General features: G+C 69.7%; 13 protein-coding genes. 7 read left to right on the top strand and 6 right to left on the bottom strand.

Annotation, left to right across the window (positions count from 1 at the left end; translation table 11 throughout):
- Positions 1-602: 602 nt before the first annotated feature.
- Positions 603-2,138 carry a hypothetical protein gene (locus tag VGC13_RS18015; RefSeq protein WP_331126673.1) on the top strand — a complete coding sequence of 512 codons (1,536 nt, stop codon included), beginning with the start codon at positions 603-605 and terminating at the stop codon, positions 2,136-2,138.
- Positions 2,139-2,873: 735 nt separating this feature from the next.
- Here the strand turns inward: VGC13_RS18015 and VGC13_RS18010 are convergent.
- Positions 2,874-3,353, bottom strand: coding sequence for a tRNA (cytidine(34)-2'-O)-methyltransferase (locus VGC13_RS18010; RefSeq protein WP_331126672.1), 480 nt, complete (start codon positions 3,351-3,353; stop codon positions 2,874-2,876).
- A 184-nt stretch (positions 3,354-3,537) separates the two neighbouring features.
- On the opposite strand from VGC13_RS18010, the gene VGC13_RS18005 reads away from it, so the two are divergent.
- Entirely contained in the window at positions 3,538-4,560 is a 1,023-nt protein-coding gene (locus tag VGC13_RS18005; protein ID WP_331126671.1) for an LLM class flavin-dependent oxidoreductase, read from the top strand.
- Positions 4,561-4,804: 244 nt separating this feature from the next.
- Here the strand turns inward: VGC13_RS18005 and VGC13_RS18000 are convergent, their stop codons facing one another.
- A complete protein-coding gene (locus tag VGC13_RS18000; RefSeq protein WP_331126670.1) occupies positions 4,805-6,475 on the bottom strand; it encodes a serine hydrolase in 1,671 nt (556 codons plus the stop codon).
- A gap of 213 nt (positions 6,476-6,688) precedes the next feature.
- Here VGC13_RS18000 and VGC13_RS17995 point away from each other — a divergent pair, with 213 nt between their 5' ends.
- Both VGC13_RS17995 and VGC13_RS17990 read left to right on the top strand, forming a co-directional pair.
- Positions 6,689-7,015: a hypothetical protein gene (locus tag VGC13_RS17995; RefSeq protein ID WP_331126669.1), complete on the top strand. Its 327-nt coding sequence runs from the start codon at positions 6,689-6,691 to the stop codon at positions 7,013-7,015.
- Between the two features lie 250 nt (positions 7,016-7,265).
- A complete protein-coding gene (locus VGC13_RS17990; RefSeq protein WP_331126668.1) occupies positions 7,266-7,520 on the top strand; it encodes a hypothetical protein in 255 nt (84 codons plus the stop codon).
- 260 nt (positions 7,521-7,780) lie between these two features.
- Here the strand turns inward: VGC13_RS17990 and moaA are convergent, their stop codons facing one another.
- The 4 genes from moaA to VGC13_RS17970 all read right to left on the bottom strand — a co-directional run bounded on the left by moaA (position 7,781) and on the right by VGC13_RS17970 (position 10,346).
- On the bottom strand, positions 7,781-8,830 hold the full coding sequence (gene moaA, locus VGC13_RS17985) for a GTP 3',8-cyclase MoaA (RefSeq protein WP_331126667.1): 1,050 nt from the start codon (positions 8,828-8,830) through the stop codon (positions 7,781-7,783).
- Positions 8,827-9,273, bottom strand: coding sequence for a molybdenum cofactor biosynthesis protein MoaE (locus VGC13_RS17980; RefSeq protein WP_331126666.1), 447 nt, complete (start codon positions 9,271-9,273; stop codon positions 8,827-8,829). Before VGC13_RS17980 ends, moaA begins: the two co-directional genes overlap by 4 nt.
- 2 nt (positions 9,274-9,275) lie before the next feature.
- Complete coding sequence (locus tag VGC13_RS17975; protein WP_331126665.1) at positions 9,276-9,521, bottom strand: MoaD/ThiS family protein; 246 nt, start codon at positions 9,519-9,521, stop codon at positions 9,276-9,278.
- A 519-nt stretch (positions 9,522-10,040) separates the two neighbouring features.
- Entirely contained in the window at positions 10,041-10,346 is a 306-nt protein-coding gene (locus tag VGC13_RS17970; protein WP_331126664.1) for a hypothetical protein, read from the bottom strand.
- Positions 10,347-10,779: 433 nt separating this feature from the next.
- Between VGC13_RS17970 and VGC13_RS17965 the strand changes: the two genes are divergently transcribed.
- The 3 genes from VGC13_RS17965 (at position 10,780) to VGC13_RS17955 (ending at position 14,823) form a co-directional block, all read left to right on the top strand.
- Complete coding sequence (locus VGC13_RS17965; RefSeq protein ID WP_331126663.1) at positions 10,780-11,019, top strand: hypothetical protein; 240 nt, start codon at positions 10,780-10,782, stop codon at positions 11,017-11,019.
- 346 nt (positions 11,020-11,365) lie between these two features.
- Positions 11,366-11,905 carry a hypothetical protein gene (locus VGC13_RS17960; RefSeq protein WP_331126662.1) on the top strand — a complete coding sequence of 180 codons (540 nt, stop codon included), beginning with the start codon at positions 11,366-11,368 and terminating at the stop codon, positions 11,903-11,905.
- 623 nt (positions 11,906-12,528) lie between these two features.
- Positions 12,529-14,823: a hypothetical protein gene (locus VGC13_RS17955; RefSeq protein ID WP_331126661.1), complete on the top strand. Its 2,295-nt coding sequence runs from the start codon at positions 12,529-12,531 to the stop codon at positions 14,821-14,823.
- Positions 14,824-14,913: the final 90 nt, after the last annotated feature.

The following is a 14,913-nucleotide window of genomic DNA, read 5'->3' as shown; positions in this document are numbered from 1 at the left end:
TTTGACTTCCTGAGGGAGGCGCCGCGCCTGACCCGCTGCTACGAAGAAGCCTGGCGCCGACTGAAGGACCCCGCCAGCAGAACGACGGGGCGGGTCCCGTGCCCTGATCTGGCCCCTGCGCCACCGAGACGAGGTCCTTCGGTCGCGCGCAATCTGTAGTGTGACTTCTGGGTAAACGTGATGCGCTCCCTCAGGAAGTCACCGCTTCGTTATGGATGTGAGATTTAGCAACACCCTCTCAGGGAATCAGGCGCTTGCGTCAAGAACTCTGAAACCTGAACACACTTTCATCACGACAGCATGGTGTGCGCGCGGCGGCACACGGGTTCTTGCTGATCTGCTACTTCAACCGCACTTTCTGTTTCCGCCGCTCCGATGACGGATGATGCTTGTCGCGATTCTCATCCGGTAACGTGCCGCCCGCCCGCTTGGAGCGAATGAATTCGCCGCGGGAAAATCGCAAAGTCCGCCTGCGCGGACTCGGCGGCCCGGCTCCATGCGGCGTCCCAGGCACCTGTGCGTCCGCAACCCGGCGATCACCGGATCAGATCCGCACCGGGCATCATCCATCCCTTGCTCGTCCCTCCCCCGCACGATCCGCCATGGCCATTCGCGAAGGCCGCTGGGACTGCCCCAGCTGCGGCTCCACGGCCATCTACGGCCGCCACGTCGATTGCCCCGGATGCGGCAAGCCGCGCCCGGCCGGCGTCCGCTTCTACCTCGCGGACGGCGAGCCGGCGATCGCCGACGCAGCGCAGATTGCGGAGGCAAAGGCGGGCGCGGACTGGATCTGCGAGCACTGCGCCGCCAGCACCCGCGCCGCGCAGGACACGTGCGGCGGGTGCGGCGCGCCGCGGGGCACCAGCCCCACGCAGTCCGTCGCTACGTATTCCCTGGGCCAGATTCCGCGCTCCGGCGATGCGCCTGCCGCGGCCTCGCCCACGGCCGCGGGCGGGTTCCGCCCCAGCTGGATCTGCAACCACTGCCCCACCACCAACGCGCCGGACGTCTGGGCCTGCACCGCGTGCGGCAAGGCGCGCGGCAGCGTTCCCCCGCGCCCCGAGCCCGGCGCCGAGCCCGCGCGGATGGCCGCCGCCGCCGTGGATGCGGACGACCCCGCCGTGGACGCCGACGATTCTACCAACGCACGTCCGGGCCGGGCGGGGATCCTGGCGGGCGTCGCCTTCACCGGCGTCCTGGTGCTGCTGGGCTTCATCGGGATCGCCAACCACGAGCCCGCGCCCGCGTACGACGACGGACCCCTCCCGGTGTACGAGGCGCCCCCCGCGGTGCAGCCGGCCGTGGTAGAGGCGATGCGGTGGCGGCGGGACGTGGCGGTGGAAGAGCGGCGGCTGGTGCCCGGCGCGGGCTGGGCGCTCCCCGACGGCGCGCTGGTGCTGTCCAGCGAGCGCCGCGGCCGCGGCCAGGAGCGCGTGGTGGAGCGCTACGTCACCACCACCTCCACCCGGTGGGTGACGGACCGCGTGGCCGACGGGTACGACACGCGCACGCGTGAGGTGAGCGAGCGGGTGCGGACCGGCACGCGCACCTACACCTGCGGGTCGCGCGACCTGGGCAACGGCTACTTCGAAGACGTGGAGTGCACCGAGCCCACGTACGAGACCCGCACGCGGACGGAAACGTACCAGGAGCCGCGATACCGCACCGAGCGGTGGCTGGACACCATCACCACCCAGGAGCCCGTCTACCGCACCGTTCCCGTCCACGGCACGTGGTACACCTGGAACATGCCCGTGTGGACGCCCCGCATCTACCGCGCGGAGGGCGACACCACGCCACCCGGATGGCCCGGGGTGGCGTTCGGCCCCGACCGGCGGCTGCGCTCGCGCTCCGAACAGTACTTCGTCACTCTCCGGCGACCGGACGGGACGTACGAAGACGAGATCGAGATCCCGCTCGAGCAGTGGAGCCGGTACCGCGTGGGCCAGCGGCTGGCGTTCCGCTGGGAGCAGGGCGAGCGCATCCTGCTTCCGCCCGACAGCCTTCCCGCGTGCATCAGCTGGCACGCCGGCCAGGGCACCGCCGCGCCCGACTCCCTCGGCTGCTCTCCCCGTCCCGGCTCCCCGCGGACCGACTCCGTCCAGCCGGATTCCGCGCCGCCCGATTCCATCCAGTAGCCTCACGTAAACGCGGAGGCGCAGAGAGAACCTCTTTCGCTCTCTCCGCGTCTCCGCGCCTCTGCGCGAGAGGGTGTTGCTGAACCGTCCACAGCGTTGACTTCCTGAGAGGGTGTTGCTAGAGCGGTTTGCAGGGCAGTCTGTAGTCGCCTGCCGGGCGCAAACCGTGGAAATTCGCGAGATCGACGCGGCCTATCGACTGCAAACCAGATCGCAAACCGCTCTAAACCTCAAATCCATGACGAAGCGGTGACTTCCTGAGGGAGCGCATCACGTTCAGCCAGAAGTCACACTACAGATAGCGCGCGACCGAAGGACCTCGTCTCGGTGGCGCATGGCTCAGATCAGGGCACGGGACCAGCCCCGTCGTTCTGCTGGCGAGGTCCTTCGGTCGGCGCGAAGGTGAAGTGTACAAGTGAGTTGCGGGGCGGCGCCTCCCTCAGGAAGTCAATCACGCCGGGAGGTTTGGCAACACCCTCTGAGGGAGGCGCCGCTCCGCAGACTGCTTTCACGCAAAGAGTTGGTGCCGACCGAAGGACCTCGTCTGCCTGACCAGGGGACTTGAACGGCTCCCGGTGGGTGGGCCTCGCGCGACCCGGCAAAGATCCTTCGGTCGCGCGCAAGCTCCTGTGGTCATTATGGTTACGGACGTGCGCTCCCTCAGGATGACACTGTGCCCCCAGGATCGGGTGAGGTTTGGCGACACCCCCTGAGGCCATCGTTTGCGGTTCGGGGTCAGCTGGACGTGAGCAGCCCCGTCTGCCGCAGCGCCTCGTACAGCGAGATGCCGACGGCGGTGGAGAGGTTCAGCGAGCGCGCGGTCTTCGCCATGGGAATGCGCAGGCACCGCTCGGGCGCGGACGCCAGCAGCGGCTCCGGCAGCCCGCGAGACTCCGGGCCAAACAGCAGCACGTCGCCGGGCGCGAACTCCGCGTCCCAGATCGTCTGCTGCGCCTTGGTGGTCAGCATCCACACCCGCTGCGCCGCGGCGGCCGCCTCGAAGTCTTCCCACGCCACGTGGCGCCGCATGTCCACCTCCTGCCAGTAGTCCATCACCGCGCGCTTGGCCTTGGGATGCGCGAACGAGAATCCCAGGCGCCCGATCAGGTGCAGCGGCGAACCCGTGGCCCCGCACAGGCGCGCCACGCCCCCCGCGTTCCCCGGGATCTCCGGTTCCAGAAGCGCTACGTGGATCGGTTGATGACGGTCGTCCATCGGTATGGTTCGGCTGCGTTGGGTTGGGTGGAGGGCGGGCGCGACCCGACCGGCGACATCAGTGTATGATCGGGCGGCAGGCGTTGTGCTGCAATCGGCGCGGCGCCCATCGCGATGGAGAACCGCACGCGAAGCTGGCCTCGCGGTGCGGTTCGGATTTTTACTTTTCGTCTGGATGACGCAGATGCCGGAACCGATTCCGTTCTCCGTGCTGGACCTGGCCCCCATCGTGGAGGGCGGCAGCGCCGGGCAGGCGCTGCGCAACTCGCTGGACCTTGCCCAGCACGCCGAGCGCTGGGGCTACCACCGCTTCTGGCTGGCCGAGCACCACAACATGCCCGGCGTGGCCAGCGCCGCCACCTCCGTCCTCATCGGCCACGTGGCGGCGGGGACCCGCACCATCCGCGTAGGGGCGGGCGGCATCATGCTTCCCAACCACGCCCCGCTGATGGTGGCCGAGCAGTTCGGCACGCTGGAGGCGCTGTTCCCCGGCCGCATCGACCTGGGGCTGGGGCGCGCGCCCGGCAGCGACCAGGTCACCGCCCGCGCCCTGCGCCGCACCATTCCCACCGGCCCCATGGACACCTTTCCGCAGGAGGTGCAGGAGCTGATGGGGTACTTCCGCGAGCCGGAGCCCGGCCAGCTGGTGCGGGCCGTCCCCGGCGCGGGGGCCCACGTGCCCATCTGGATCCTGGGCTCCAGCCTGTTCGGCGCACACCTGGCCGCCGCGCTGGGGCTGCCGTACGCCTTTGCCTCGCACTTCGCGCCGGGGATGATGATGCAGGCCATCGAGGTGTACCGCGAGCGCTTCGAGCCGTCGGAGCAGCTGGACCGGCCGTACGTCATGCTGGGCTTCAACGTCTTCGCGGCGGATACGGACGACGAGGCGCGGCGGCTGATGACCTCCATGCAGCAGGCGTTCGTGAACCTGCGCAAGGGCCGCCCCACCCCGCTGCAGCCCCCCGTGGACGATTTCGAGAGCCAGCTGCAGCCCTTCGAGCGCGCCATGCTGGACGAGGTGCTCTCGTGCACCGCCGCCGGCTCGCCCGAGACGGTGCGCGCGGGCCTGGAGTCGTTCATCGCCCGCACCGGCGCCGACGAGCTGATGATCACGTCGCAGATCTACGACCACGCCGCCCGCCTGCGCTCGTACCAGATCACCGCCGACGCCCGCGCCGCCCTCGCGCCCGCCGCATCCGCCGTGTGACCGGCTGACGGGCAGAGACACAGAGAAGGGCTCACACGGAGGATAAGAACTCCGTATCCCTCGTGCCCTCCGTGTGATACAGGATCCTGAAAAAGAATAATCGTACAGAGGAACAGAGTCAGACAGAGGAAACGAGATCATGCTTCCACTCGCTTTCTCTGTTTGACTCTGTTCCTCTGTACCCCAAAGGTGTTGTTTTCCGGATCTGGTATGATGATGGGGATAAGTTTTCAGGATCCCGCGGCTACGGCTGGCGCGCGAACGCGACGTTGAACGTCCGCGGCGTCGACGCGTCGAATCCCGTGACGCGCCCGGCCGCATCCCTCCGGAACACCACCAGCACGTAGCCGTCCGAGAACGCGTCGCCGCCCGCGTGGCGCAGCTCCGTCGTGTCCCGCGGCAGCGCGGCCGTCAGCGTGCTCTCCCCCGCCGACAGCCGCCACTCCGTCCCCAGCTCCGCGCTGCGATACGTTCCCGCGAAATCCGCCAGCGCCGGCTTTGGCTCGGCGGGGTCCGGGGTCTCGAAGACCAGCGCCGCGGCCACGCCGTGCGCGTACTCCTCCAGCCGCATCCCGCCGTCCGGCCGCATCCGGAACACGATCTCGGCCGGCTGGCCGCGCAGGCGAAAGCGGTCCGGCGCCACCGGCACCAGCTCGTACCACGTGGCCACGTGGCGCACCGCGAACCGCCCGTCGCGCCACTGCACGAAGCGCGGCTGCTTCCCGCCAAGACTCACGTAGAATCCGAAGTACCGCGCCGCCGCCGCCGAGTCGATCCGCGCCTCGGGCTGCACCGCGTGCCCGGCGGCCGCAAAGGCGGGCGCCAGGAACAGGTCCGCCACGCGCTCCGTAAGCCCGCCCGGCTCCGCGTTGCGCACGTTGCACGTGGTGAGGAACGAGATGCGCTGCTCCGGAAACCGCCACCACTGCGCGCGGAACCCGTACGACTGCCCGCCGTGCCAGTCCCGCCGCACGCCGCGGTACGGCTCGCGGTGCAATCCGAACGAATAGGTGGATACTGAACCGCCGTTCATCCGCGGCGAATCGCGCAAAACCGCCTGCACCGCCGCCCCGCCGATCGTCGGCGCGTAGAAGTGGCGGTCCCACTTCGCCAGGTCCGCGGGCGTGGTTCGCAGTCCGAAGTCGCCGGACCCGGGCTCCGCGGGCGGCATCTGGTGCGCCCAGCCGGTGTCGGCGCGAACGTAGGCGTGCGCCATCTCCGCCGCCTGCGCGCTGTCGGCCGGCAGCCGCGTGTTCTCCATCCCCAGCGGCTGAAAGATGCGATCGTGCAGGAACGCCGCGAGCGGCTGCCCCGACACGCGCTCCACCACCCATCCCAGCAGGTGAAAGCCGCTGTTGGAGTATTCGTATCGATTCCCCGGCCTGAAGCTGAGCCCGCCCGCGCGCAGCAGCAGCGCCTCGGGCGATTGGCCGTTGGCCGCCAGCGACGGAAGCTCCGTGTACTCGCGCAGCCCGCTGGCGTGGTTCAGCAGGTGGCGCAGGGTCACGGTGTGCGGATACCGCGGCAGCTCGGGGACGTGCTTGCGGATGTCGTCGTCCAGCGAGAGCCGCCCCTCCGCCGCCAGCATGGCGATGGCGTACGCCGTGAACTGCTTGGTCAGCGACCCGCCGTCGATGACTGTCGTCGGGGAAAGCGCCTCTCCCGTCTCCCGGTTCACCACCCCGTACGCGCGAGAGAGCACTACGTCCCCCGCCCGCATTACCGTCAGCACGCACCCCGGCGCCCCCGGCGCGCTGAACGCCGCGAAAACGGAGTCGATCCGCGCCACGGGCGGGATGTCGATGGCAGCCGCGGATTCCATCGGCGCCGTGTCGCCGGCCGGCAGCGGCGCCGCACACCCCGCGCAAAGCGAAAGCAGGAGCACGGCGCGAGCGAGCCGGCGCGTAATCGGCATCATGTTCCGGAGAATCGGGGGTTGTGGCGTCAGCACGAAAACCCGCTTCGGGCAAGCGCCACGCCATGCACCCGCAGGCAGGCAGGTCGATGGGGATCCCACAGATGTAATGGATGGTCCCGGGACACATGCCGACGAGCGCCCCAATCAACGATGATTATTGCACGAAGAAAAAGGTCGGATTAACATTGTCCGCCTGCCACTGGAGCTCGCGTGTGCGAACTGGTGCGCATCGACCGCCCGCCGATCCCGAACGAGGAGTATCCGATGTCGCACAACAAGCTGAGGCTGGACGTCAACGCGTTGCGCGTGGAGTCCTTCAACACCGCCGATAACGCGGCTAACCGTGGAACCGTTGTCGGTCACGGCGCCTGCGACCCAGCGCGCCCGTGCACCAATGGCTCCAGCTGCGTGTTTCCGACGACCAGTTGTGGTGAAACGGAAACCTACGGCGAGCAGACCTGCTGGTGCGCCTACCCCAGGACGGACTGGCGCGTCTGCTGCGACAGCGAAGGCTGCTCGGCCGTAGCGGCCTGCTGACCTCGCCCCCACCGGGTGGCGGAACGACAGAGAGAGCGGCGTCAGGCCTCCGGGCCTGCCGCCGCTTTACGATCGGTCCAGGACCTGCCTGTGGACCGTCCTGTCCCCCACCTGCGACAGGGCGCGGCCCTGCTGGACGAAGCGTAAAGCAGCGCCCCACGCCCCTCTTGCAACCTCACGTTTATCGCCTAGAATTCCGTCGCGCGGATGAACGGCCCGCGTCCCTCAACCCACACCAGGAGATCGAACGATGCGGAAGGTAAAGCTGAACCTCGAGAAGCTGCAGGTGGAGTCGTTCTCGGCCAGCCAGGAGCCGGAGAAGCAGGGCACGGTGGTGGGCCACGCATCGGCCGTGCGCGACGGCTGCGTGTATCCCACGGCCGTGTACCACAGCTGCGAGCCCACGGAAACGTACGGCGAGTTCACCTGCTACTGTCTGTATCCCAACACCGACGCGCGCATGTGCTGCACCGAGGAGCGCTGCTCCGGCGGCGGGATGTGCTGAGCGCCGCATTCCGTGCCGGATAGCAAGCGGCCCCGCCGGATTTCCGGCGGGGCCGCTTCGATTGCCGCAATGACTGGATGATCCTCCGGTTGCGGACGCGCAGGTGCATGAGACGCCGCACACGGCCGGACCGCCGAGTCCGCGCAGGCGGACTTTGCGAACTTCCCGCGGCGAATTCATTCGCTCCGCGGGCGGATCCGCACGATGCCGATCGGAACCGGACCCCCATTCGCATCGGCGCAACCCAACGGCGCCTTGCCCTAGCCGCCCACCTGCGACAGCGCGCGCAGTCCGCCGGAGCCGGTGTCGGTGCCCTGCACCAGCCAGTGGCGCTCGGGCTTGATGGTCAGCGTGTGGCGGATGAGCGGCTCCAGCGGCTCGCCGCGGCGCAGCGGGTCGCGCAGGTTGGTCTGGACGTGGCCGAACAGGCAGGGGCGCAGCTGGCCGTCCGCCGTAAGGCGCATGCGGTTGCAGCGCTCGCAGTAGTTGTGGCTCATGGGGGTGATGACGCCCACCGTCCCCGCCGCGCCGGGAAAGGCGAAGTAGCGCGCCGGCCCGTTCCCCGCCGGCCCGCGCACCGCCTGCAGGTCGCCGATCCGCCCGACGTTCTCGAGGATCTCGTCCGCGGAGACGAACTCGTCGGCGCTGACGCCCAGGTTGTCGCCCGTGGGCATCACCTCGATGAAGCGCACGTGCCAGGGCCGCTCGCGGGTGATGGCCGCGAAGTCCGCCACCTCGTCGTCGTTGCGGCCGCGCATCACCACGCAGTTCACCTTGATGGGCGCGAACCCCGCCCGCTCCGCCGCCGCCAGCCCGCGAAAGATCGCCTCCGCCGAGCCCGTGCGCCGCGAGATGGCGTCGATGCGCTCCGGCCGCAGCGAATCCAGCGACACGTTCACCCGGTCCACCCCCGCCGCGCGCAGTTCGTCCGCGTGCTCCTCCAGCAGCACCGCGTTGGTGGAAAGCGACACGTCCTCGATCTGCGGCACGGCGCGGATCATCCGCACCAGCGCGGGCAGGTCGCGGCGCACCAGCGGCTCGCCGCCCGTGATGCGCACCTTGCGCAGCCCCACGCCCGCCATCGTCCGCACGACCTGCGCGATCTCCTCGTACGACAGGATCTCGTCGCGGCGCAGCCAGGGCAGCCCTTCTTCGGGCATGCAGTAGACGCAGCGCAGGTTGCACTTGTCGGTGACGGAGATGCGCAGGTACTCGATGCGCCGCCCGAACCCGTCGGCCATGGGCCCCGCCTGCGGCACCGGACGCGCCGGCGCCACGGGAATGCCGCCCAGCTGCACCAGCGTGGTCATCGCGCCGCCTCCGCCACGGGGGAGAATCCGGGGACCCACTCCGTCTGCCCGTCCACGTATCCCTCGCGCTTCCACACCGGCACGCGCTGCTTCAGCTGCTCGATCACGTAGCGCGACGCCTCGTACGCCTCGGCACGGTGCGGCGAAGCCACCGCGATGGCCACGCTCGCCTCGCCGATCTCCAGCCGCCCCACCCGGTGCACCACGTGGATGGCCCCCGTCCCGAACCGCTCCCGCGCCTCGTCGGCGATGCGCAGCATCTCGCGCTGCGCCATGGGCCCGTAAGCGCTGTACTCCAGCTGGCTTACCGCGCGCCCGTCGTTCTCCTGGCGCACCACGCCCCAGAACAGCAGCGCCGCGCCGTCCGCGGGGGTCAGCGCGCCGCCCAGCATCCGCGCCGGGTCGATGGGGTCCGTGGTGACGAGCGCCAGGTTGCCGTCCACGGTCAGCCGCCCGCCACGGGGGGAATGAACGCCACCTCGTCGCCGTCCGCCAGCAGGGTCGCCAGGGGCGCGTAGTCCATGTTCACCGCCACCACCGGCTTTTCGGGAAGGCGCGAGAATCCCCCGCCCCGCGCGCGCAGGCTGCCCACCAGGTCCGCCACGCGGGCGCCGGACGGCAGCTCCACCGCCAGCTCGTCGTGGCCGGCAAGGTCGCGGTACGTGGCGAAGAAGAGGGAGCGGATGATCAAGGCAGTGCGTGAGTGCGTGAGTGCGTGAGTGCGTGAGTGCGTGAGTGCCCGATTCCTGGAGATCTTTACGACATCCGGAGGATCTCACCCCGTTGCGGACGCGCAGGTGCCTGGAACGCCGCACACCCCCGTGCCGCCGAGTCCGCGAAGGCGGACTTTGCGATTTTCCAGCGGCGAATTCATTCGCTCCCGCAGGCGGACGTGCATCGATCCCGCGGAACCGCCGCATCCCCCGTTGCGGACGCACAGGTGCCTGGAGCGCCGTACACCCCGTGCCGCCGAGTCCGCGAAGGCGGACTTCGTGCCGTTCCAGCGGCGAATTCATTCGCTCCCGCGGGCGGACGCGCATCGATCCCTGGGGACCACACCGCACCGCATCCCCTGCGGGCGGGCGCGGATCGGCCTCGGGATCGCCCCGCCTGCCCCGCACGTCGTTTCCGTGGATGAAGATAACGGCAACCCGCGCAGGGCGGATACACCACCGCCCCGCGCGGGTTCGGGCGGGGCGGCGGATGGGGCTCAGCCCGCGCCGGAGCTGCCGGCGCCGGGATGGTTCTGGCGCACCTCCTCGGGCGGGGCGAGCGTGCTCAGGAACTGAGAGAGCTCGTGGTGCAGCCGGCTGGTGCTGCCGCGCACCAGCGTCCTGCCGTCCTGCGTCCCCGTGCCGATGGTCAGGTCGCCCGCCTCCGTGGCCAGCTTGATGTGGTGGTCGCTGGAATCCTCGTCGAACGCGCCGTAGGGCGTAAGCCGCAGCGTAAAGAACTCGCGGGCGCGCTGGATCACTTCGGGCGCCGGCACGTCGGTGAGCACTTCCTGGATGAGCATCTCGGTCTCCGTGTTGGGCTGGTGTCGCGCCGACGGTCGGCAGGATGGGTGCCAGACGCGTGCGGGACCGACGCACCACATCCGTCTAGCGCCAACACAGGAGATGAACATCCGCCCTCGGGACGGGGTAGCTCGTTGCATCACCCCCTGCACCCGAACCGATCAGCCGCCGCGCGTCAATCGCCTAAAGATAAGCACAAAGAGATCTATACCGAAGAGAATCGGGACAAAATGTCCCCTTTTGTTTCGTGAAAGGTTTGGCTATACTTTATGCGAACGGCAGCACCGGACTGGATACGGTCCTGAGGAAGCACCCCCGCCCCACGAACGTGGGACGCGGGAGGATCATGACAAACGAGCGGCCCACGATGGCCTCCAACCGGCACAGCGGCCGGTTCGGGGCCGTTTTTCGTCGCCAGATAAGGAGGTACCCGTGATGACAAGCCAACCCGTTCCGCCCCCGCCGGAGGAGCCCGCCAACGGCCGGCTGCTGCGGCTGTCGGCCAGCTGCCCCCGCTGCGGGTCCCGTCCCGCGGTCCGCGTGGCGCCCGGGGTGGTGCAGGCCCTGGCCGCGCACGCCCCCGACGCGCGCCTGGCCACCTACCAGTGCCAGCGGCGCCGCTGCGGCGCCATCTTCGACCTCGTAGCCCGCGCCTTTCAGCAGGCGTCCTGAAGTCCCCGGGTTGACGGAACAGCCGTTTCCCGCTAGCCTGGAGGGAGACGGAAGAGAGAACGAGGTCCGCACAGGCCCCTCGCCCGGCACAGCGCCGGCGGAGGGGCCTTTTTCGTTCGCCGCACCCCTCCGGCTCCGCCTGCCCTTCGCCGGGCACGGGCGCCCGCAATCGCCCGCGCCGCGGAACCATCGACACCGGCCACACCCAGCGGCCACCCCGGCACAGCGTCCGGGGGGCCTGTTCCGCGTGTCCGCGCGGATGCCAGACCCCGACAATCGCCGGCGTGCGCCTGCCGCCGCCGGAGCAGATCCCCGCCCAACGTGCGGGCACGTAAAAGGAGGAACGATGGTCATCCTGTATCAATCCACCGAGGCCGCGGTCCCGGGCGGGGAGGTGCTCCCCGGCGGACCCGACGCCACGATCGAGACGGTGGGGCTGGCGCTGCTGGCCTACGGGCTGGTGCAGCTGCTTTCGCGGGTGCTGGACAAGGTGCTCACCGCACGCGCCGCCGAGTCGTCCGCCCCCGCCGCACCCGCGGGCGGCGGCTTTCGGGACGAGGACCGGCGCCGGCTGGAGAAGGCGTTCCAGATGCTGACGGCGGACCGGGAACGGCTGCAGCGCATGGGCGAAACCGTGGCCGAAATCCAGGAGCAGACGCGCTGGCTGGCCGAGCTGCGCGGCCGCAGCGACCCGGCCGACGGCCAGCCGCTGATGAACTGCCGCGCCCGCGCCATGGTGGAGCAGCTGAACGTGCAGCAGCGGCTGGTGGGGCAGGCGCTGGACGAGCTGCGCGGCCTGAACCGGCAGAACGAGACCATGCTCCGCAAGCTGCGCGCGGTCTGGCGCCGGCTGAGCCGGTGGCGGTCGGGGGGAGGAGGGACGTGAAGTGCGGGAGTGCGGGAGTGCGGGAGTGCGGGAGTGCGGGAGTGCGGGAGTGCGGGAGTGCGATCATGTGATGCTGTCCGGCCCCCTTGATCTGTCATTCCGAAGGAGGTGCCGCACGGCACCGTACCCCACCCAGAAGCCTGGCGCCGACTGAGGAATCTACCGTCGGAATTCTGGTGGTCCGCCGCCAAACCTCCTGAGCGTCGGCAACACAGGCGACGGATTCGGACGGTTCCAGCAGGGCGAAATCGAGTGGCGGCCTGACCGATCAGCCCACCGGAACGGGCCGCTTCCGCACGGGTGCCAATCAGTCGCGTCGGCTGTAACCCTTTGCAGAAAGCACACTTGGCACCGATACGCGGGGGTTGACGGGCGGAGGGAAGCTGAATATCGTTCGATCACGCCGCCGAGACGTGGAGCGACAATGCGGCGGCGACAGACACGAAAAGATCCGGGACCATCCAGGCCCCCGCCGGCAGAACGCCGGACGGGGGCCTTTTTGTGTCCCGCGATGGAGACGGTTCGAGAGCTGGCCAGCCAGGCCACGCCGGCAGAGCGACCGGCCGCGAGCCCCGCCGCACATCCGCGGAGGGGCGCCATGCACCCTGGCGGGAAAGCGACCGATGGCAAAGGCACACACCCTCGTCGACAACTTCAACGACAACGCGCAGGACACCGCAAGGTGGCTCAGCTCCACCGGCGACCGGCTGAGCGAGGTGAACGAGCGGGTGGAGATCCGCCCGATCGGAAACACGGCGCAGGCGTTCTACAACTACCGGTCGCTCACGACCTACGACCTGACCGACTCGGAATTCCGCATCGAGCTGGTCCGCGCGCCCTTCGGCATCTACGGGGCCGGCGCGTACCTGCAGGCTACGCTGGGGAGCGGCGACCGCGTGCAGTTCCAGGTGACCGGAGGAAACCTGAACGCCGACATCGTCATCTCCAACACCACCACCAAGCTCGCCCGCATCCCCTACGACCCGGTGGCGCACCGCTGGCTGCGCATCCGCGAGGCGTTCGGGACGGTGTACTGGGAGGTGTCCGCGGACGGCACGGTTTGGCACGTGGTCGCCAGCCGCTCTCCGCATCCCATCACCCTGACGGCCGTCTACGCGCTGTTCGGCGGCGGCACGCTGGTGGCCGTGCCGGCGCCGGGCGTGGTGGTGTTCGACAACTTCAACGTGCAGGACACCGGGCGCGCCCGGCGGCTGGACGAGCGGCGGCTGTCCGCGCGCGACGTCCGCGTGCAGGCGGCGCAGCTGGCGGCGGAGCGCAACCACGAGGAGCACGCCAACAACAACGACGAGGTGAACTACCCGGACCTGCCGTTCATCGGCAGCTACTCCAAGAGCCTGCGCCACAATGCGGTGGGCGACCCGGAGCCCATCTCGTACGGCACCATGCTGCGCGCGCTGGAAAGCCGCGACCCGGCCGACTTCGACGAGATCATCCTGGCTTCGTCCACGGCCCTCAAGTTCACCAACCCGCAGGCCGGCCTGGCCTTCGACCTGGAGGGGCCCGATGCGCAGGCGTACACGCTGCCCCCCGCGCCGCGCTTCGACAGCGCCGTCGCGGCGCACGAGATGGGCGAGCTGTACTGGATGGCCGTCGCGCGCGACATCCACTTCGCCGACTACACCGCCACCACGCCCCCGGCCGACATCACGGCGGCCATCGGCTCGCTGAACAACGAGTTCCCGCAGTTCGGCGGCACCACGCCGGTGACGGGCAAGAACCTGTTCCGCGGCGTGTACCCGGGCGAGCAGATCGGGCCGTACGTGAGCCAGTTCCTGCTCAAGGGGAACAACGACCCGCGCAGGCCCGACGGGCTGGGGCGCGACGCCAACGAGGGCTTCATCTCCTACGGCGCGCGCGTGATCGACCAGCGGCTGATCCCCGCCGCCGCCGGCACCGACTACCTCAAGACCCACGCGGAGTGGCTGGCCGCGCAGAACGGGGTGGACGAGCGCGGCGACGACGTGTTCGACACCACGCGCCGCTTCATCCGCAACCTGCGCGACGGCGCCACGTTCGTGCACTTCGACCAGGTGATCGACGCGTTCTACAACGCCGCGTGGATCCTGATGTCGGAGCCCACGGGGAACCAGCTCACCTTCCAGGCGGGGATTACGGGCCGGCCGCAGATCGACCAGGAGTTCCAGAACGACCAGGGGAACCCGTACAACCCGCCGGGCACGCCGGGCGACTCGCGGACGCAGGCCGGCTTCGCCACCTTCGGACCCATCCACCTGCTGCAGGTGCTCAGCGAGGTGGTGGGCCGGGCGCTGCGGGCGACCTGGTGGCAGAAGTGGGGGGTGCACCGCCGCCTGCGCCCGGAGGAGTACGGGGGCCGCGTGGACAACCTGCTCGCCGGCAGGGGCGACTACCCGCTGCACTTCAGCATCACGGACTCCATGCTGACCGGCGCGCTGGCGCCGTACTTCGGCAACCTGGGCGAACGCTTCCCGCAGTCGTACCTGCTGCCGCAGGCGTACCCCGAGGGCGCGCCCACGCACCCGGCGTACGGGGCGGGCCACGCGACCGGCGCGGGCGCCTGCGCCACCATCCTCAAGGCGTTCTTCGACGAGAGCACGACCATCGAGAACCCGGTGGTGGCCAACTCGCTCGGCACGGCGCTGGTCTCGTACGTGGCGCCGGCCGGCGAGCCGGCGATGAACGTGGGCGGCGAGCTGAACAAGCTGGCGGGCAACATCGCCCTCTTCCGCAACGCGGCGGGCGTGCACTGGCGCTCGGACTACACCGAGTCGCTGCCCTTCGGCGAGGCCATCGCCATCGGGCTGCTGCAGGAGATGTCGCTGGGCTTCAACGAGGACGACGCCTTTTTCGAGCTGACCAAGTTCGATGGCCAGAAGATCCGCATCTTCGACGGCAAGGTGGAGCCGGTGATCGTCTGATCGCAGGATGACGGCGCGGCGGCGCACCCCTGCGCCGCCGCGGCAGGATGAGCGCAATCGATCAATCCGGGACCCAACGAGGCCCCCGCC

Source organism: Longimicrobium sp. (assembly GCF_036399255.1).
GTDB lineage: Bacteria > Gemmatimonadota > Gemmatimonadetes > Longimicrobiales > Longimicrobiaceae > Longimicrobium.
Note: the sequence above shows the minus strand (reverse complement) of the source record. Positions and strands in the feature narration are given on the sequence as shown.

Excerpts from the sequence above, each read along its gene's own strand:
- VGC13_RS17960 (WP_331126662.1), top strand. The coding sequence starts at position 11,366 with ATGGTCATCCTGTATCAATCCACCGAGGCCGCGGTCCCGGGCGGGGAG.
- VGC13_RS18015 (WP_331126673.1), top strand. The coding sequence starts at position 603 with ATGGCCATTCGCGAAGGCCGCTGGGACTGCCCCAGCTGCGGCTCCACG.
- VGC13_RS18000 (WP_331126670.1), bottom strand. The coding sequence starts at position 6,475 with ATGCCGATTACGCGCCGGCTCGCTCGCGCCGTGCTCCTGCTTTCGCTT.
- VGC13_RS18005 (WP_331126671.1), top strand. The coding sequence starts at position 3,538 with ATGCCGGAACCGATTCCGTTCTCCGTGCTGGACCTGGCCCCCATCGTG.
- VGC13_RS17955 (WP_331126661.1), top strand. The coding sequence starts at position 12,529 with ATGGCAAAGGCACACACCCTCGTCGACAACTTCAACGACAACGCGCAG.
- moaA (WP_331126667.1), bottom strand. The coding sequence starts at position 8,830 with ATGACCACGCTGGTGCAGCTGGGCGGCATTCCCGTGGCGCCGGCGCGT.
- VGC13_RS17970 (WP_331126664.1), bottom strand. The coding sequence starts at position 10,346 with ATGCTCATCCAGGAAGTGCTCACCGACGTGCCGGCGCCCGAAGTGATC.
- VGC13_RS17990 (WP_331126668.1), top strand. The coding sequence starts at position 7,266 with ATGCGGAAGGTAAAGCTGAACCTCGAGAAGCTGCAGGTGGAGTCGTTC.
- VGC13_RS18010 (WP_331126672.1), bottom strand. The coding sequence starts at position 3,353 with ATGGACGACCGTCATCAACCGATCCACGTAGCGCTTCTGGAACCGGAG.